The organism is Lactiplantibacillus modestisalitolerans, from assembly GCF_005405425.1.
Lineage (GTDB): Bacteria > Bacillota > Bacilli > Lactobacillales > Lactobacillaceae > Lactiplantibacillus > Lactiplantibacillus modestisalitolerans.
Window position 1 is genome coordinate 22,013 of record NZ_BJEA01000004.1, and the last position, 18,799, is coordinate 40,811.

Annotated in this window: 16 protein-coding genes and 1 other RNA gene; 12 read left to right on the forward strand and 5 right to left on the reverse strand. The window is 48.0% G+C overall.

What is annotated here, in order from left to right:
* The first annotated feature begins 131 nt into the window (after window positions 1-131).
* Both FFM79_RS02830 and FFM79_RS02835 read left to right on the forward strand, forming a co-directional pair.
* Window positions 132-1,046, forward strand: coding sequence for a DegV family protein (locus FFM79_RS02830; protein WP_137641957.1), 915 nt, complete (start codon window positions 132-134; stop codon window positions 1,044-1,046).
* 867 nt (window positions 1,047-1,913) lie between these two features.
* Window positions 1,914-2,888: a ketopantoate reductase family protein gene (locus FFM79_RS02835; protein ID WP_137641958.1), complete on the forward strand. Its 975-nt coding sequence runs from the start codon at window positions 1,914-1,916 to the stop codon at window positions 2,886-2,888.
* Between the two features lie 486 nt (window positions 2,889-3,374).
* Here FFM79_RS02835 and FFM79_RS02840 read toward each other — a convergent pair whose 3' ends face one another.
* Window positions 3,375-3,755, reverse strand: a complete 381-nt coding sequence (locus FFM79_RS02840; protein ID WP_170177360.1) for a VOC family protein — start codon at window positions 3,753-3,755, stop codon at window positions 3,375-3,377.
* A gap of 117 nt (window positions 3,756-3,872) precedes the next feature.
* Between FFM79_RS02840 and FFM79_RS02845 the strand changes: the two genes are divergently transcribed.
* The 4 genes from FFM79_RS02845 (at window position 3,873) to FFM79_RS02860 (ending at window position 7,179) form a co-directional block, all read left to right on the forward strand.
* Complete coding sequence (locus tag FFM79_RS02845; protein ID WP_137641960.1) at window positions 3,873-4,460, forward strand: GNAT family N-acetyltransferase; 588 nt, start codon at window positions 3,873-3,875, stop codon at window positions 4,458-4,460.
* 144 nt (window positions 4,461-4,604) lie between these two features.
* A complete protein-coding gene (locus FFM79_RS02850) occupies window positions 4,605-6,158 on the forward strand; it encodes an ABC-F family ATP-binding cassette domain-containing protein (protein ID WP_137641961.1) in 1,554 nt (517 codons plus the stop codon).
* A 524-nt stretch (window positions 6,159-6,682) separates the two neighbouring features.
* Window positions 6,683-6,982, forward strand: a complete 300-nt coding sequence (locus FFM79_RS02855) for a hypothetical protein (RefSeq protein ID WP_137641962.1) — start codon at window positions 6,683-6,685, stop codon at window positions 6,980-6,982.
* Window positions 6,979-7,179 carry a hypothetical protein gene (locus FFM79_RS02860; protein WP_137641963.1) on the forward strand — a complete coding sequence of 67 codons (201 nt, stop codon included), beginning with the start codon at window positions 6,979-6,981 and terminating at the stop codon, window positions 7,177-7,179. The genes FFM79_RS02855 and FFM79_RS02860 overlap by 4 nt, the downstream gene beginning before the upstream one ends.
* 854 nt (window positions 7,180-8,033) lie before the next feature.
* On the opposite strand, the gene FFM79_RS02865 is transcribed toward FFM79_RS02860, so the two are convergent.
* Window positions 8,034-8,498: an Lrp/AsnC family transcriptional regulator gene (locus FFM79_RS02865; RefSeq protein WP_137641964.1), complete on the reverse strand. Its 465-nt coding sequence runs from the start codon at window positions 8,496-8,498 to the stop codon at window positions 8,034-8,036.
* Between the two features lie 163 nt (window positions 8,499-8,661).
* Here FFM79_RS02865 and FFM79_RS02870 point away from each other — a divergent pair, with 163 nt between their 5' ends.
* From FFM79_RS02870 to FFM79_RS02895, 6 genes are all read left to right on the forward strand, one after another.
* Window positions 8,662-9,555, forward strand: a complete 894-nt coding sequence (locus FFM79_RS02870) for a C40 family peptidase (protein WP_137641965.1) — start codon at window positions 8,662-8,664, stop codon at window positions 9,553-9,555.
* Window positions 9,556-9,609: 54 nt separating this feature from the next.
* On the forward strand, window positions 9,610-10,455 hold the full coding sequence (locus tag FFM79_RS02875; RefSeq protein WP_225424360.1) for an alpha/beta hydrolase: 846 nt from the start codon (window positions 9,610-9,612) through the stop codon (window positions 10,453-10,455).
* Window positions 10,456-11,006: 551 nt separating this feature from the next.
* On the forward strand, window positions 11,007-11,171 hold the full coding sequence (locus FFM79_RS02880) for a hypothetical protein (protein WP_137641967.1): 165 nt from the start codon (window positions 11,007-11,009) through the stop codon (window positions 11,169-11,171).
* Window positions 11,172-11,374: 203 nt separating this feature from the next.
* Complete coding sequence (locus FFM79_RS02885) at window positions 11,375-12,547, forward strand: MFS transporter (RefSeq protein WP_137641968.1); 1,173 nt, start codon at window positions 11,375-11,377, stop codon at window positions 12,545-12,547.
* A 252-nt stretch (window positions 12,548-12,799) separates the two neighbouring features.
* Window positions 12,800-13,144, forward strand: coding sequence for a bacteriocin immunity protein (locus FFM79_RS02890; RefSeq protein WP_137641969.1), 345 nt, complete (start codon window positions 12,800-12,802; stop codon window positions 13,142-13,144).
* A gap of 49 nt (window positions 13,145-13,193) precedes the next feature.
* Window positions 13,194-13,751 carry an ECF transporter S component gene (locus FFM79_RS02895; RefSeq protein WP_137641970.1) on the forward strand — a complete coding sequence of 186 codons (558 nt, stop codon included), beginning with the start codon at window positions 13,194-13,196 and terminating at the stop codon, window positions 13,749-13,751.
* A gap of 311 nt (window positions 13,752-14,062) precedes the next feature.
* Here the strand turns inward: FFM79_RS02895 and FFM79_RS02900 are convergent, their stop codons facing one another.
* The 3 genes from FFM79_RS02900 to ssrA form a co-directional block, all read right to left on the reverse strand.
* Complete coding sequence (locus FFM79_RS02900; RefSeq protein ID WP_137641971.1) at window positions 14,063-16,336, reverse strand: ATP-binding cassette domain-containing protein; 2,274 nt, start codon at window positions 16,334-16,336, stop codon at window positions 14,063-14,065.
* A gap of 172 nt (window positions 16,337-16,508) precedes the next feature.
* Window positions 16,509-17,921 carry a hypothetical protein gene (locus FFM79_RS02905; protein WP_137641972.1) on the reverse strand — a complete coding sequence of 471 codons (1,413 nt, stop codon included), beginning with the start codon at window positions 17,919-17,921 and terminating at the stop codon, window positions 16,509-16,511.
* A 459-nt stretch (window positions 17,922-18,380) separates the two neighbouring features.
* Window positions 18,381-18,752: a transfer-messenger RNA gene (gene ssrA / locus FFM79_RS02910) on the reverse strand.
* Window positions 18,753-18,799: the final 47 nt, after the last annotated feature.

Here is an 18,799-nt window from a genome sequence, read left to right on the forward strand (position 1 = left end):
AGGGCGTTCATGTACAGTATACTGTTCATGAGCGCCCTTTTGGGGTGCGGGTAAGACTTGTGCCCCGGATCAGTCGGGCTGAGCGGGGCACCGTGACGGTGAACCGGCACGTCAAAATTGGAGTGAACAATATGAAAATTGCGGTAGTGACGGATAGTTCCGCAAATTTAAGTGCGCAGGCCGCACAGGATTATCACATTACGGTCGTTAACGACCCCATTATGTTTGGTAACCACGTCTATCATGAAAACGTTGATATTACGACGGAACAATTTTATCGCTTATTAAAGGTTGAAAAAGATATTCCGACCATTTCGCAGATTTCAATGCCGGAAATGCAAATCGTGTTTGACCGGCTAATGGCGGCCGGTTACGATCAAGTTCTGGTCGTTGGCCTTAGCAGTGGAATCAGTGGTTGGGTGAATAATTTGAAAACCTACGCCCCGTCTGTGCAAGCGTTGGACGTGCAGGTGTTTGACTCCCGAACCGCCTGTGCCGGGACCGCTAACATGGTTAAACTAGCCGCGGCGATGGCGCTTGCGGGGTATTCCATGGAAGCCATTTTAACCCAGTTAAAACGCCTCCGGGCCGCGACGACTACCGTTTTGATCGTTAATAGTATGCGACACCTGATCAAGAACGGTCGGATTTATAATAATAGTAGCTTGGCGGGCACGATGCTCCTCCGCAATAAACCAATTATTACGTTTAACGCTACCGGAAAGATTCAGGTGCTGGGGAAGGAACGGACGCTAAAAAACGCGCAGCAAGCCGTTCAGGAACAGTTTGGGCAGTTCGTGGCAGCTAGCCAGCTACCAGTGCGCCTAGACGTGATTAGTACTAACGATAACGAATTAGTGGAAGAGTGGGCGAGCGAATTACGGTACCACTTTCCTGAAGTACGGGTTAAGACCGGTGAAATTGGGCCGCTCATGGGCGTTTTAACTGGCGACCACGCGGTGGGGTTGATCTGGTCACTAGATTGGAAACCATTGTTAACCACTTTAAACCTGGCCCAGCGGCGCGACGTGCAGGACGAAGTGTAACTGCTGGCTGACGTAAAAAGTGGATTTTTTAGAATTAATGGTTGACTTTTACACAAAATGAGATTAAGGTTAAAACATTAAAACTTGATGAACGAAAAGCCGAATGGTTAGACGGAGTCGGCGAGTTGACGCGCGTAGAGAGCACCGGTTGCTGAAAAGGTGTCGTGGCAATTCACTAAAAGGTCGGACTAAGGCGTGAATTTTACGAGATTCACTGGGGGCACCCATTAACGTGCGCGCGTTTAGTTGTTTTGAACGTGCTAAGGTTTAGCGTGTGAGCGCTAAGCGAAGTAAGGTGGTAACCCGTGGAAACGTCCTTCAGATCAATTGATCTGAGGGGCGTTTTTTGTTCAGCAAGTTTTAAGGATCGATACCAATTGGTGTTGAGATTGCCGCCAGCGGCGGGTGTAACCGGGTGGCTGAAACACTGCGGGCATCGATTTGAGCTCACTCAGAAAAACCACTGAGCAATCTCAAATTCGAGCCTTATTCTAAGCCGGGAGCAGCCCACTTCCGGCCAAGAATAATTTCGCAGTTGAGCCATGGTTACACCCGCTGCTGGCTAGACTGGCTTTTATATTGAGTCTCACGGGTGACTCTGATAAGTCTTAATTGATGAAGTTGATTCCGCAGAACGATTACTAAATTTAACGTAATTTTGCTTGCTATTTTGCTAGTCACAACGAATTGATTGAAAATTCAATTGGCAACCTTCTTAGCAAATCAACACCAATTATCATAGACCCAGTTTTAAACACATAGTAGTTCTTACCAATCGCACTGGGCATGCTGGTTGCGGTTGCGGGTCCCTTTGAACCATGAAGACACATAGTGTAAATTATTGAATAGATTGAAAGGATGGTTGTTATGAAATACGGGATTATCGGTGCGGGTGCCATGGGTTATCGTTACGGTGTTATGTTGCAGGCCAACGCGGGGGTGGAAGTCGATTTTATCGATACTTGGGAGCCCAACGTTGAGCAAGTTAAGGCGCAGGGCGGGGTACGGGTCGCTCGCGACCACCAAAACGCCCACGTCGTCCCAATTAATATTTACTATCCTGAAGACTACCAGGGCCATCCCGACGTATGGATTATTTTTAAAAAGCAAATGCAATTAGCGGATGAACTGAAGCGTGATGCGCCCCTTTTCCATGATGATCAATACGTGTTTTCAGCGATGAACGGGATGGGGCACTTTGAAAAGATTGCCCAGTATTTCCCGCATCAGCACATCGTTGGGGGAACGGCGATGATTGCAACGGTTTTGAACGGCCCAGCCGACGTGGACTTTATGGGTGCGGTTGGTAGTGAAGTGATGCATATGGGCATGTATGAAGGAACGCAAGACGCAACCGTTAAGCAGATTGTCCGCGACTTTACGGCTGCCGGTCTCAATCCGAGTTGGTCGGACAACTTTATGGGGATGTGCATGTCCAAAGTTGTTTTCAACGCGGTGACCAATAGTTTGTGTACGATGTTTGAAATACAGATGGGGCAATTTATTAGTTATCCGGGTGTGCGAGCGATGGCAACCCAGATGTTCAACGAGGCTTACGATGCCTGCGAGCGGGCGGGTATTAAATTAATTGAGACCCGGCAGGAAGAGATTGATTCGGTTGAAACCGTTAGTCGGGCCTACCAGTATCACTACCCGTCAATGTACCAAGACTTTTCGAAGGGCCGGCCGACGGAAGTGGATTACATTAACGGCTACATTGCTAAAATCGGGCGGGAACACGATTACGTTTGCCGGGTCCACGAGTTCGTGACCCACGAGGTCCACTTGGCTGAGACGATGCGCCAATTTAAGAAGGATAAAAATGCGGTGCCAGCTAGTTAGGCGCTTAACGCATCTGGCACGCGTGGTCAAATGAATGTTTGCGATTTTTACAGATTAAAAAACGAACCTTATCCCAAACAGGATAAGGTCGCAGTGGTAGCTTGCATGAATAAGACCGTTAAATGTCTTTTATTCATGATGAAAGCCAACCAATTGTATGATTACGCATGCTACGGACTCGCGGTCCAAGCAGGTTCACACCATATAATCTATTTTTAGCAGTCTCCCACCGATTGATCTTTGCAGTTTCAATCAGTGGGAGACTCTGTTTAATTGACACGTATTTAGCCGTGAGGGCGGTCCTAAAGTGGCTCAGTGGTGTCGTTTGCGTTAGTCGGGGTTGTTTCCCGACTTACCCAAAGACCGAGCTTTAAGACAAGTGGGTTGCTTGGCTTAAAGTCGTGTCCACCACGCTCCAGCCGCTTTAGGACCAACCGGTAAGGCGGCAAGTTACCACTATCCGGGCATGACTAATCGGAGGAAGTATTAATGGTAGTTACTGATTTCAATTAGGTTGTTATCGGGGTCGCGAACGTATAATGAACGTAACTTGCCGTGGGCGCCTTCGCGGTCAACTGGCCCCTCAACGATGTCGACAAAGTAACTCTTTAAATGGTGTTCAATTGAATCGAGGGGGTCCTTAGCGATTAAGCAGAGGTCGGCACTCCCAGGTGTTGGTTTAGCGGCGATTGGCGCGTGCGGTTGGTCGCTAGTTTGAAAGTTAATCTTTTGTTTTCCGACTAGAACTGCTTGCCGATCCCCGTCAAAGGTAATAATTGGTAGGTCAAAGACTTCGTGGTAGAAGCGCAGTGACCGTGCGATGTCGGTAACGGTCAAAGTAATGTGGTCAATGTCACGAATGTTCACAAGCTCAAATCCCTTCAAAATGATTTCGCTTACCAGTATACCACGCGGTGGCGCTTATTTTGACAATCCAGATAATTCATAGTAAGGTATTAGGTACTATATGAAGGAGGGCTATTCGTGATAACAATTCGACCAGCCGATCAAGACGACGCGGGCCAGATAGCACCGCTAATTAATATGATTTTTGATGAAATGCAGCTTGAGGAACTAGACGACATTCCTGAACCTGACTTAGAGCAGGCCATTACTGCCGCTTACCGGACACCCGATTATTTGTCCGGTAAGGCAACGACGGTGGTGGCCGAGGCCAATGGTCAAGTAGTTGGGGTTGCCTTTGGGTATCCTGACAAAAATGAGGACGCGGTGGACGACGTGTTAGCACGGGTCACTGCGGACAACGATGCGTTTGGTTCAGCATTTGAAGCTGAAGCTGAAAGTTATGAACACGAATGGTACTTGGATTCAATTGCGGTCGACCCCGATTATCAGGGTCACGGGATTGGTGGTAAGTTATTGGCCGCCCTGCCGAAGTATGCGCAGGCCGACGGACAAACCCGGATTGGGTTGAACGTTGACATGGCCAACTTAGGCGCCAAAAAGTTATACGACCGTTATCATTACGAAACCGTGGGGATTAAACCCATTGGTGACCGGATGTATTTCCACATGCAATGTGAACTCGATAAGGACTTAGTTTTAGCATAGGCTAGAATGAGTCGTCGTGGGCCTCGTGACTAACGGGGCCCTTTTATTGCGGTCCGGTCGGAAGCATTGAACAGTGGTTGACCGGGGGCGTAGGCTTCCCGGAATTTGCCACGCAGAGAAATGAAAGTGTAGGTTGAAAACACAATGGCATTATTAGAAGTAAAGGACCTGTCGCAAAGCTTTGCCGACCGGAAGCTCTATGAAGACGCAAGCTTTACGTTGGAGAAAGCTGATCACATGGGGATCGTTGGTCAAAACGGGGCCGGTAAGAGTACCCTGATTAAAATTTTGACGGGCCAAATTTTACCATTAAGTGGTGAAATTAAGTGGCAACGCAACGTGCGGACGGGTTATTTGGACCAATACGCGGACATTCCAGCCGGGATGACGTTGTATGATTTTCTGAAAACGGCATTTCAGTGGCTTTACGACTTGGACGCTAAAATGCAACAGTACTATGCGGATTACGCAGAAAACTTGGATGACCAGTTGCTTGAGCGCGCTGGTCGAATTCAAGAAACTTTAGAAGCGAATAATTTCTATGATATTGAAACTGAAATGGAACGGGTGATTACCGGGTTGGGCCTGGATGCAATCGGCCGCGACCACGTGATCAGTCAGATGTCTGGGGGTCAGCGGTCAAAGATTATTTTAGCGAAGCTGCTCCTGGAAAATCCGGACGTCATCATCTTAGACGAACCGACTAACTATTTGGACGTTACCCATATTCAATGGCTAGAAGACTACTTGAACGGGTTTGCGGGCGCGGTCATGGTCATTTCCCATGATTATGACTTCTTGCAGCAAGTGACGAACTGTATTTGTGACGTCGCGTTCGGCAAGATTATTAAGTACCGGGGCGATTTCCAGGCAGCGATGCGTCAAAAGGAAGCCCGTAAAGAAGCCCAACTGAAGGCCTTTGAGAAGCAACAAGTGGTCATTGAAAAGGCCGAAAAGTTCATTCGTAAGAATAAGGCGGGCTCGAAGTCGACCATGGCCAAGTCGCGGGAAAAAATGCTCTCGCATCTGGATCGGGTGGATCCACCGTCGGAGAACGTCCACGCGAAGTTTAACTTCCCGTACTTGGATACTGGGTCACAAAACGCGCTCACGGTTAAGAAGCTTTCGGTCGGTTATGGCAAGCCATTGCTTGAACCGGTAACGTTTACGATGACTACTGGTGAGAAGTTAGCCTTTAAGGGCTTTAACGGGGTCGGTAAGTCCACGTTGATCAAGTCAATTCTGGGCCAGATTAAAGCGATTAGTGGAACGGCGAACTTTTCGCCATCGGCTAAAATCAATTACTTTGATCAGGACCTAGTATGGGATAACCCACAGTTAACACCGCTGGAGACGATTCAAAACGAATACCCGACGATGCTCCCAAAAACGATTCGGACGAAGTTGGCGAAGTGTGGGATTAACGCGGCAAACGCGATGAAGCCAATGCACTTATTGAGTGGTGGCGAACAGACGAAGGTTAAGTTAGCCTTACTAGAACTGGTTCAGAGTAACTTCTTGATCATGGACGAACCAACCAACCACTTGGACGATGAAACTAAGGAAGGTTTGAAACGCGCCCTTCAAGCTTTTCCTGGTAATTTAATTTTAGTCAGCCATGAAAGTAGTTTTGTTCAGGGCTGGGTCGACAAAGAACTGAACGTTGAAAAACTAAGTTTAAAGGATCGCCAAGATTAATTTAAATGGGGTGTGTGGGAGCGAGGTTGCGCCGACGCATTGCCTGACGTACGGACGGCACCCGAACCCAGTGTGACGAGTTTTGTTCGCTAGCGTAAACGACTGTGACAGTTGTCACGGCCGTTTTTTAGTTGGTTCTATAATAGGTGGTGTTGATTTGCTAAAAGAGATGTCAGTTGGGTTTTTAAAAAGTCATTATACTTGCAGAATAGGTGGCAATGAGGCTGAGCTGAAATCGATGTCCGCAGTATTCCAAACAACCGGTTACACCCGCGGCTGGCGAAATCTCAACACCAATTGGTATAGAACCTTTTAGCTTACCGTCAATTGGTGTTAGTTCGGTCACTTATTGACCACAATGGTATTTACAGAAAATTAACTTAGTTTTTACGTGAAAATGATGGCAATCAGTGGATTAGCTTGGCAAAATAGAAGTACGTTCAGTTAAGGTCAGCACCGTAGCTGGCTTTAGTGCGGATCATTAAATGAGTTAGGGTAGTATGAACTGAAAGGGGCTAGTGACCGTGGCACACGCAATGTTTTATGGGGTAATTGGCAGTGCGTTTTTGATTGGAATGGGACTAGAATGGTTTTTCTGGCAGTACCGGGCCTTATTGTTACTTGTTAACACGGTGGCGGTACTTTTTATGGGCGTTGTTAGTTGGTATACGTTCGGTGCAACGGTCGTAGTACCGTTAATGTTAGTGTGGAGTGTCAGCGTTTTGTGGCTGGCATTAATTAGTCAAAAAGGGCTGCACCGCCATCAACACCGACCAGTTCGTGCTCGGCGAACGGGTCGTCTGGAAGGGAAGGCGCAGTCATGACTAAGTGGTTTTGGATCCTGACGGGTGGCCTGATTACGGGGGCACTACTCATGTTAGTTGGGCTGTGTACCGCCCACGTAATCGGTCCAAACGGTTTGTGGGCGGCCGGGGGCGGCTTATTACTGCTGCTAAGTTGTGGGCTGCTGCGCGAACACGTTCAAACCAAACGGGCCGCAACGACGACGCCCGCCAAATGAACTTATGAAAAAGTAAGGGTGCTAACGGTCGGCTGGCTGTTGGCACCCCTTTTGCGCCCATAGCGGCTAGTTAGGTCATAGCCGCCGTACTAGTAACTTTTATTTCAAACTAATTCGAAGAGCTTGTATGGATCTAAATGATGGCTTCCGTTAATAAAATTTTATTCAATGCATGTATTAGCTTAAATCAGCATTTTAAAGGGATGATTGGGTGTACAACTCGGCTTTAGTAGTGTCCTTTATTTTCATATCAATGTCACTTTATACTATGAGTAAAGTAGAACCGAAAAGCTTTGTGATTAGGGAAATAAGGCGGTTTGGTTGGCTGATAAGCCTGGCTATTCTGGTTTATATTACAATCATACAAATATTGTATCCTGCTGGCGTATTGGGAAATGTGGTCTTATTAGCCCTGGCTTTTTCAATAATTTGCACTATTCGTGCTAGTTTAAAATAGAAAAAATAGTAATCTATTCCGAAATGGATTCTAGTGGGCGATGTACCTGAAACTAGAAGAAATTTAGCCTAAACGCGCTCTACTAACGTTCCAGCGGCGCGTTGGCGTACACGGTGTCTTGGGCCGGGACATGGTTCTAATCACTTGGTGGCGGTTCATCAAGTGATTAAGCGCCAGGAAGGTAGTAAAACATGTTGTTTTCGATAGGTCGGTGCTTGCAATAATCGCAACTTGTCTTCGGCAGTAAACTTATTTCTAGGCATAATAAAATCCCCTTAAAGTTAATAGATGAATTATAGTTTTTCATCCGTCAACCTTAAGGGGATTACAGTATTTTGGATTTTACGGAGCTAATCGTAGAACGGTTAGTGCTTATAAAATTTTGGGGTCGTCCCGGCTACTCGTGAACCTGACTAGTGTCGTGATCGGTAGGTAGAGTCAAACCGCGGTTCGGCACGCTGGTTGAGAAAACAATTTGGGTGCTGGTTTTGCCGAAGGTTTGCAGTTGATTGACAAACTCGTCGAGGGCCTGAGTTGATTCAAAAATCACCTTTAGAATTTGTGAATATTCCCCGGTCACGCAATCACATTCCAAAATGTTTGGGACCCCTTCGACGAACGGGTAAAAGCGCTCCTTTTGAGTGGGTTCCAGCTGTAACTGAATGTAAGCTTTAATATGATAGTTCAGCTTTTCGTAATTTAGGTTCGCCTGATAGTCCCGGATAATGCCGCTTTTCTTAAGCCGGGTAATCCGCGCCGAAATCGCTGGTGAAGAGATGAAACACTGATCGGCTAACGCTTTTAGGGAAATCCGTGCGTCGGACTGTAAGGCATTTAGAATTTTTAAATCGGTTTTATCCATGACAAATGCCTCCTAAGTAATTATTAGTATAATAGCATACTTTCACAGAATCTTTTAATTTCGGGTTTGAAAAGCTGAAGAAAGGAAAACAACTTAACCGTTGCCCGTGTCGGACGACGTAAAAAATGGTATGTTAGACTTAATAAAACGTGGGGGTGGTTAAATGCAAACAGCACGAATTATCGCGACGGTTGCCAACGTTTGGCGACAACCGCACGTAACATCATTGGAAAGTCCGGCGTTGGCCAATACCGGGTTACAGGCGTGGTTGGGGCAACTGACGGACGCGGATACCATTGATTTGGAACGGCACAATCGCCTGGTGACCCAGGCGTTGTTCAACGATCCGTTTGTTATTGAACGGTTGGTGGATGGTTGGGCGTACGGCTACGTGGCAACGCAACGTGATGAGGCCCACCCACAGGGCTATCCAGGCTGGATCTGGGCGGCTCAGTTGTCGTTGGCCCCGTTAGCCGTCCAAACCGGGCCAACGGTTACGGTTCGGCGACGCCAAACGCCGTTATTGCGCGCGGATGGGTCAACCTTGCGCCAGCTTAACCTAGGAACGGAACTGACGGTGATTTCAAGTAAGGATTACCGTTACGATCAGGTTCAGACCCCGCTGGGGGTGGGAAAAATTGCCAAAGGCGCAACCCAGTTTGATTTCTTGACCGCTGATTTAACGGCCGGTCAAACGATGGTGCAACTGGCCCGCAAGTACTTGGACTTACGTTATTTGTGGGGCGGCATTAGTAGCGACGGTTTTGATTGTTCCGGTTTTGTCTACGCGCTTCACCGCTGTATTGGGGTGCGACTACCACGGGACGCTGCCGAACAACGCACGGTTGGCACGCCAGTGACGTTAGCCACCGCCCAACCCGGAGACCTCTGCTTTTTTGCTAGTGAGCACGGACACGGGCGAGTGCACCACGTTGCGATGTACGCCGGCGACGGTTGGCTGATTCATTCGCCAAAACCGGGTAAACACGTCACGTATTTGAAATTAGCAACGTCACCACTCGCTGACGAGTTAGTGGCGGTTCAACGAAATTGGTAAGGGGCGGTTAAGATTAATAAATGGCAATGGTTTCGTCGGGGGGCGGTACTGGCCTTGGTTGCGGGCGTTTTCGGTTTGACCCTGGTTGGCTGTGGTCAGCGAGCTAAATCAACGGCGCAGACGAGTCGCGCGAGTACGACGCGCAAAGTGAAGCGGTCGGTTGCGGTTGTACCTACTTTTTACGTCCACGGGTTTCAGGGCAGTGCTAAATCAACGAACACGTTAATTGCGCACGCCGAGCAGCACGCCCAAGCTAAGAAGGTGCTCACGGCGACCGTCAGTGCCGATGGTCAAGTTCAATTGACGGGACACTGGGGTAAGCGGGTCAAGCGCCCACTCATTCAGGTCGTCTTTACGAACAACTTAGCTCAGTACCCGCAACAAACGGCTTGGCTTACCAAGGTGTTAACGGCGGTCCAGCAAGCGCACCACTTTAAGCGTTATAACGTGGTGGCCCATTCGGCGGGGTGTGTTGCAACGGTCAATTTATTGATGACGGCCCATCCGGCTAGTTTTCCACGAATCAAACAGCTCGTCACGATTGCGGGTCCGTTTGATGGCGTGGTTGGTGAAGACGACGTGGCCAATCAAAACCAGTTCTTAGCATCAGGGGCGCCGAAGTATCAACACGCTGCGTACCAGTTGTTAGCGCCTAAACGCCACCAGTTTCCAAAGGGCGTGCACTTGTTAAACATCGTGGGTGACTTAGACGATGGCACTAATTCGGATGGCTTGGTGACGCACGTTTCAGCACGTTCGATCAAGTACCTACTGCGTGATCAACGGGTCCACTACGTTGAGCGGGATTTTCACGGGGCTTCGGCTCAGCATAGTCAATTGCACGAAAATCCACGGGTTGCGACGACGATTGAAAAGGCACTCTGGTCGCAAGCGCATTAAAAAAATGAGCGTGTACTAAAAATCTGCTGGTGAACGGAGCCGGCTGATTTTTGGTATCCGCTTTGCCTATTAATATGCTGAAATAAATACGAGGGCTGTGGTATTCGCCACAGTCCTCGTATTTGTACGGTTATGGAAAATTAAAGCAGGAATAAAATATAAGCTAATCGAAGTAGGTGGTATAACGCGTAAAGTGCGAACAGGTAAACCAACGAAATACCGCCATAAACAAGGACGTGTGTTTTTCTCATGAAACCCCCTCCTAGCTTGGCTTTAACTGTATTGTAAACCGCTTTCATCATTGCTGCCAAGGGCAAGCCTCGGGTTTGATAAATTGCTTAAAAAAGTTTCAAATTACGGAGAAATACCTCGCTAAAGTTAACGAGGTATGCTAAAGTAAGTACTTGGTTCGGGGCGTGGAACGGCTCCGCAACTTGCACAATCAATCTCAGATTTTGAATAAATAACTTTGAAGTATCCAGTACTTGCCCCAGTATTAATACACGGAATTATTTACAGATTTCCTGAGCGTTAGGAAAGGACGTAATACAATGCGCGTTACAATTAATAAGGGTCACGAGGTTTATACCAATATTCCATTAATGACTGCTCGCCAGCACTATATTAAGGCGGATGTCTGGGAAATTAAAAAAGCAATCATTGAAAAGTCAGCGATTAACGGCTGGACGGTTCAAGCATTGACCCAAATGAATTAAATCAATTAACGTAGATTGGGCGGTTAGCCGCTCAATCTTTTTTTGTACGTTGAATTGTCTTGACAGGTTGCTTTAATTGACAATTAAGATTGTTAACATGGCGAAACTGAATTGACATGACAGGTTCAAAATGATAACCTGAAAACACCTTAAGGAAATACATAATAGCGCTGTTAATTTAAAAAATATGGGGGATTAGGTTAATGGAAGCAAAGGGCACGAAGCTCTTATTATTAATTGGAACGGCGTGGCTATTTGACGCGCTGGACGTTGCATTATTGTCATTTATTATGCCAGTGATCAAGGAGAGTTGGCACTTAACGGGGAGCCAGTTAGGAGCGGTTAGTGCGGTTACCTCACTCGGGATGATGATTGGGGCGCTGGGTTGTGGTTACTTAGCGGATAAGTGGGGCCGTAAGCCGGTTATGATCATGACCCTGCTTTTATTTTCGTTCGGGAACTTACTGTTGACGATCGCACCGAACGTGACTTGGTTTATCATTATTCGGCTCTTGACTGGAATTGGTCTAGGGGGCGAGTTACCGGTTGCCGCGACAATTATTGCTGATCATTTTACGGGTACGCGCCGCGCGCGGATGCTCGTACTCGTTGATAGTTTCTGGGCGTTTGGCTGGATCATTGCTTCATTATTAGCTTTCTTAGTGATGCCTGTTTTGGGCTGGCGATTAACGGTGTTACTAACCGCGCTGATGGGGTTGTACGCGTTACTCATGCGTCGCCACCTGCCAACATCTTCAGCTGAACGATCAAGCAATAAGCGTGCGTTTTGGCCAGCTTTACGTCAGGTGTGGTCGCCAGAGTATCGGCGGGCAACGGCTTGCTTAAGCATTCTCTGGTTTGTAATCATGTTTGCGTACTACGGGATGTTTTTGTGGCTACCAAGTGTCTTAGTCTTACGGGGCTTTTCAATGGTTCACGGCTTTGGCTACACGGTATTGATGAGCTTGGCACAATTACCGGGTTACTACTTAGCGGCGTGGCTACTTGGTAAAGTGCCCCGTAAAGCGGTTTTGACCGCCTATTTACTGGGAACGATGATTAGTGCAGCGGCGTTTGGACTGGCGACGAACACCACGATGATTTTAATTAGTGGCGCTTGGTTATCGTTTTTCACGCTAGGTGCGTGGGGGATTATGATTGCCTTTACACCTGGCCAGTTTGCCGCCGACGCCCGGGGAATGGGCATGGGCTTTGCCCAGTCAATCGGTCGAATTGGGGCAACCATCGGTCCGTTCTTAGTGGGGGCCTTAATGGGCATGGGACTTGGCATTTCCGCCATCTTCATGATGTTCGTTGGCGCCTTGATTTTGGGGGTCGTCGTGTTGTTGGTTGGTTTACACGATCAAGATCGATAGTAAAAGACGGCGCTGAGCCGTCTTTTTGGTCTTGGTTGTTAAATATAAATTTAATGGTAGGCGTTAGTTAGTTATCTTTAAATAAAGGTGGTTTGAACCGCTAGCCGGTTAAGTCCGATTAAACTTTGAACATAATATATTTTGTAGTTAAGCCTGAGTAATGCCGGTGCACCGGCGTTTTGAGTGTCATTCATTGCGAAGCCTACCGAAAACTCCTATGATGTAAGCGACTAAGGAACGGAGTTGAGTGGAATGGCGAAAGCGGATTTTTGGGTTTCACAGCAACAGAAAACCCAGCTAAAAACGCAATTGATCTTGACGCGCAACGACCAAGCGATTCGCAGTGATGTGGGGCTAAATCGGTTGGTACTTCGGGCTGGCCAGCGGTTGGCGCAACAGGAAGATTACCTGGTGGTTGCGCGCCACTTGGTTGTTGACTTAGGTTACTACTTATTTTGTCACGATTATCAAATGCCGCGTGCGGCGCATGATTTACTCGCAATTGCGTGCCAAATTGACATTGGGCAGCCGACTGGGGGGCCGGTTATTCAATTATCGGAGATTAAAGCCGAGGGTGACTATCAATTTGGCCGTTGAAGGATTAGAATATAATTACAAAACGTTAATAAAATGGGGAGTTAGTTAAATGAAATCAGTACAATTAAAGAAAGTCGTGTTTGCCGGTTTATTTGCGGCCATTATTTTGATTGGAATCAGTGTAATTCGAATTCCGTTGCCAGCGATTGTGGGGCGACCGTTCATTCACTTTGGCAATATTTTAACCGTGATTGCGGTTATGTTGCTGGGATTTGGTTATGGGGCGGCTGCCGGTGCAATTGGGCTGGGCCTTTTTGATTTGCTTAACGGTTACGCGGCGACGGCCTGGCTAACGGTTATTGAAGCCATTATTTTAGCGGCGATGGTCAGTTGGAGTTTCCGGCTGGTTCATTATTCAGAAGATCGTTTCCTTCAGCTGTACTGGGTCTCACTGGTTGCCGGAATAACTAAAATTGTAACGTCGTGGTGTACCGGTGTGATTGAGGCCCTGATGGTTGGGACAACGCTCAACGTTGCGATGATTGGTGCTTTCACCAGCTTATTAGCCGCAACCATTAATTCGATTGCTTGCTTTATTTTAGTGCCGCTAATTTACCGGATGTTAACGCGGGTTGGTTTTAGCCGGCAACGGTTGAGTGCTCTTTAATAAATGATGGCACTCGTACTAGCCGGAAGCGACAAAAAACGACTAGGCACGGGCCTAGTCGTCAGACTAATTGGGCGTAAAGTGGTTGACAACATCATCCGAAAATCTTGGAGTGGATCCAGCAAACGAGTTGTTGGATTCATGTTTCATTGTAAACCGGGTTTCCGCAAACGGAAAGTGAAGTCGCCGGTTGATTAACGTAACAAATTAACAACGCATTCAAAGTGCGCGCGAGTGTGCCAATTAATATCCAAAGACAAGTAGCGACTGTGACGCTCGTCACAGCCGCTACTTTTAATTTCACTAGTAAGTTAAGCCTCAGCGCCGAGTTTGGCGAGCGCTACCCCGGTTCTGGAGTGAGGGTCGTGAACGCTCGTAGCGGGCTGGCCCTCAAAACAGACCTGGCCGCCGTATTTACCGGCGTCCGGTCCCATGTCAATCAGCCAATCGGCCTGTGAAATTAACTTGAGGTTATGTTCAATTAGAATCAAGGTGTTTCCCTTATTGACGAGGCCCTCGAACAAGTCAATTAACCGCTGGGTATCCTGGAGGTGTAGGCCGGTCGTGGGTTCGTCGAGAAAGTAGACGCTCCCCGTATGGTCAAGTTCCATTGCGAGTTTGACCCGTTGGACTTCACCACCGGAAAGGGTGGTCATGGACTGGCTGAGGTTGAGATAGCCCAGCCCAACTTGATGCAAGAGTTGCACCTTCTGATCAATACTCGGAACATCTTTGAAAAAGGCCAGCGTATCGTTGATCGACATATTTAGGACCTCGGCAATATCCTTACCGTGGTAAGTGTACTGGAGGGCTTCTTGACTATAGCGCTTGCCGTGGCACAGCTCGCAAGTTTGAACGACCGGGTCCATAAAAGCCATCTCAGTAATCATCACGCCCTTCCCTTTACAGCGGGGGCAAGCCCCCTTACCGTTATAACTAAATAACTGGGTTGAAACGCCCCCGTTAGCCTTACTAAAGAGGCGGCGGAGTGGATTTAGAATATTGAGATAGGTTGCAGGTGTCGACCGAATGTTGATCCCAACCGCGTTCTGACTAAGGTCGATATAATCTTGATCAGCCATTTGGTGCTTGAATGCCGAAACGAGGGTGCTTTTACCAGCGCCGGCCGGTCCAGAGATAACCGTTAAGACGCCCCGGGGAATCCGAGCGTTGACGTTGTTGAGATTGTGAGCCGTGACGTGGTCGACGGTTAGCCAGGCTTGCGGTTGCCGGGGTTTTCTGAAATGGATGGTTTCCCGGAGCATCTTGCCCGTAATGGTGTCCGACTGCAATAATTGCGGGTAAGTCCCCGTGAAAGTCACGCGGCCACCATTTTTACCCGCCTGTGGGCCCATTTCAACGACATAGTCGGCCGCTGAAATGATTGCCGGATTGTGATCAACGAGAACAATCGTGTTACCACGCGCCTTTAATTTTTTCAAGGAGCGCGTGATTAACTGGATATCGTGCGGATGAAGGCCGACGCTCGGTTCATCGAGGACGTAAACGAGGTCGGAAAGCGAACTCGTTAAGTATTTCGCAATCTTGATCCGTTGCGCTTCGCCGCCCGACAACGTATCGGTGCCCCGGCCAAGCGATAGGTAGCCCAGGCCAATGTCGACGAGCGCTTGTACCTTACTGCGAAGTTCGCGGACCATCGGCTTGCCCTTGGGGTCGTCAATTTGATCCAAAAACTTGAGGACGTTGACGAGGTCCAGATTGCTGACTTCGGCAATGTTATAACCCGCGATGCGACTTGTTAGTGCCTTAGCATTCAAACGACTGCCGTGACAAACCGGGCAGGGTTTGCGGGTGACGATTTTGGCCAGAGCGGCCTCATGGTGGCGACCGGAAGCACTGTGGATGACGGAGCGTAACATGCGGGGAACGAGTCCTTCGTACAACGCCGTTCGGCCCCATTTGGCTGGGGGATTTTTAAGCTTTTGCTGCGGGGCGTGCATGAAGAGGTCGTATTCCTCAGCAGAGTAATCCTTAATTTTTTTATCTAAATCAAAGAGGCCGCTGTTGCCATATTCCTTCCAGCGCCACGTGCCGGGTTGGAAGCCGGCGAAGGTCATTGCACCCTCGTTAAGCGACTTATTGGGGTCAATTAATTGACGCTCGTCGACGTCGTCCACGAAACCGAGCCCCTGACATTCCGGACACATGCCCTGTGGTAGGTTAAAGGAAAACCATTCGGAATAGCCCACCCAGGGTTGGCCGAGGCGTGAGAACATGAGCCGTAAAACCGAATAGATACCGGTATAGGTTGCGAGGGTCGAACGCGAATTCCGGCCAATTGGTTTTTGTTCCACCACGATGGCGACGGGGAGGTGGTCAATTCGGTCGACGGTGGGTTGCCCGTACTTTGGCAGGTATTGTTGGGTAAAACTCGGAAAAGTTTCGTTAAGTTCGCGTCGGGAAGTGGCCGCTAGGGTGTCAAACACTAATGAAGACTTACCGGAACCGGAGAGACCGGCAAAAACGGTCGTTTGGTGTTTCGGAATTTTTAAATTAACGTCTTTGAGGTTGTTTTCTTGAGCGCCGTGAATGCTAATTGCACCAGCTGCAAATAAATCGGTCATGTTAACCCTCCATCAATTAAGATTAAATACGGTTAAGTTAATTTTACGGCATTCAAAATGGTAACACCATTAATCGATTCGAAAAAAAGTCGGTCCCGCGCTGGGGACCGACTAACGGTGCATACTTTAAAAGGGTGATTAGACAAGTGAATCGACGGTCTGCATAGTCAGTTTATTCTTCAGCACCGGTTTCCTCGTCCGGACTCGTCACGGACTCATTGTCATCGGTCTCTTTCGACGGACTTGAGTCCTTGTTAACGTCGCTAGTTGAATCTGAATCTGAAGGCTTGTTTTTTTTAGCTGATGTTGACGAATATTCGTGAGAGTTCGGCGTTGATGATTGATGGCTGCTGGACTTTTTCCGGCTCGGCGCCTGGTAATAATACGACGAACCCGTATATGACTTGCGGGTCGTTGGGGCGTAGTACCGGTATGAATACTGGGATGATTGCGAGTAAAGTTGACTATCATTCTTAGTTGCACTCGTTGAATCGTCACTAGCAGTTAGCTGATCATCGCTAATTGAACTTGAACTGATCGAACTAGTGCTTTCACTAATCAGGTCCGCCTGTGAAGTTGACGTTGCCTCGGACTGACTGGCTGCTTTGGCCTTTTTCTGCTTCTTGGCCAGGGCTTTACGGTCTTTTTGGAGTTGATCGTAGTCGTCGGCCGCAAGCTGAGACTTGTCCCGGTAAGCCTTCAAGTCTTTTTGCACCTTATTAATGGTTTTAGATGCAGTTGATGCTTTCAATTGCCCCTTCTTAGTGTAGAGCTTCTTGAAATCTTGGTGGACGGTGGCAACCTTGGTAACAATCTGGTTGGTTGCCGTTAATTGTTTTTGCGACTGCTTGGCAAACTGGGGCTTCGTATTAGTTAAATCGGTCGTGGTCAACCGGCGTTTAATTTTGTTGATGTTCGCAGTCGTGACGTTTGCCTTGATTAAACCGTCCGCGTTTCGTAATCCCTGATAGGCCGTCCGAATGCTTAACATGTTAGCCGCGTCGTCGTGTTGTGCTTGCAGGGTGGCTTTGGTTTTTGAATCCTTAACTTTATCAATTTGCGTTTGGAGCGCCTGAAGTTGAGCACGGGTGACGGACTTGCGAATATCTTGGTGGGCCTTGGACGTGTAAATCTTAGCGACCAGGGCATGCGCCTCATCCTGGGTGTGCGTCTGGGTCGCTTTCGCCCGGTTCCACATGAAAAAAGCACCAGCAACCGCAATCACCAAAACGACAACGCTAGTCAGCGCTAGTTTCCAATGGTTGCGGTGCCGCGACCTTTTTAGATGGGGATTGGAACGCCGGTGCTCGGGTTCTTGCTCGTCATCTTGATGCTGGTTAGGCCGCTCGGGCGGTGGGGTCGGGGTGCCAGCCGAACGCGACACCCGGGCTGGATCAATGGTGGACTTAGCCTCGGCATCAGCATCATCTTCGGCCTGATGCTCGTCGCTGGGCGTCTCCTTTAGATCGTACGCCAGTGGAATTTGTTCGTTATTTTCATCTTGATCGTGTTCATCTGGAATCGGCTCAGTAATTGAATTCCAGAGCCGTTTACCAGCGGATGGTTTATTATCTTTATGTGCCATTCATAACGCCTCCTCGTAAATCAATCGTCAGCTTGCATCGCGTCCCCGCGCAAAAATGCAAACGATATCAGTAATTAAATTGTAGCATGTAATTGGACGCTGAGAAAGGCATGGTTGTGCAATTGGACGGGTTTTTGAGCTTGAAATGAGAGGGGGATTGCTTTGGGAATGATTGCAAGGCATAAAAAAAGCTATCCATTTAGGATAGCTTCCACATTCTAGCCCGCCAGTATAAAATTGTTACGACATTTGTTACGGTTAAGTTGTGTTTGCGTAAGTGTAAAATCAAGGCCATCCGGAGTTCGGATGACCTTGATAGTCCGTTTCTAGCGTGGTTGGTTGAATACCATTTTGAATACCATTTAGTTTGATTCGATGATATTTAGTTGCTTTACCAATTGCCTTAAAACGTTGATATAACAAGTGTTCTGGAGCTTATTACATCGCCTTGAAACTTAAGAATGGAGGTGGCGAGAGTCGAACTCGCGTCCAAGCATATTGCCCCCCGGATATCTACGTTCATAGTCATACTACTTAAAGTTCACCATGCCAAACGCCGCATGACAGGGCTATCAGTCATGGCTAACCTGATTAATCTCTTCTCGCAACTCCAGGTGGAAGCCTTGAGCGTAAGTCCACTAAATTTAGGACCCAGATCCAGAACATGGACGATCCTGGGAGGATCTACGTTAAGCGCCTATTAAGCAGCTAAAGCGTAAGAATTGTTATTATTTTTTGCAGTTATAATTTAAACTGAGCGTTTTTACGTAGACGCAACCTACGAAACGCAATCCGGACTCAAACTATACCTGTCGAATCCAGAACACCCCCAGATTCAACATTACTAGTCTAGCATAGTTCCCCCGGTGTGCCAACTA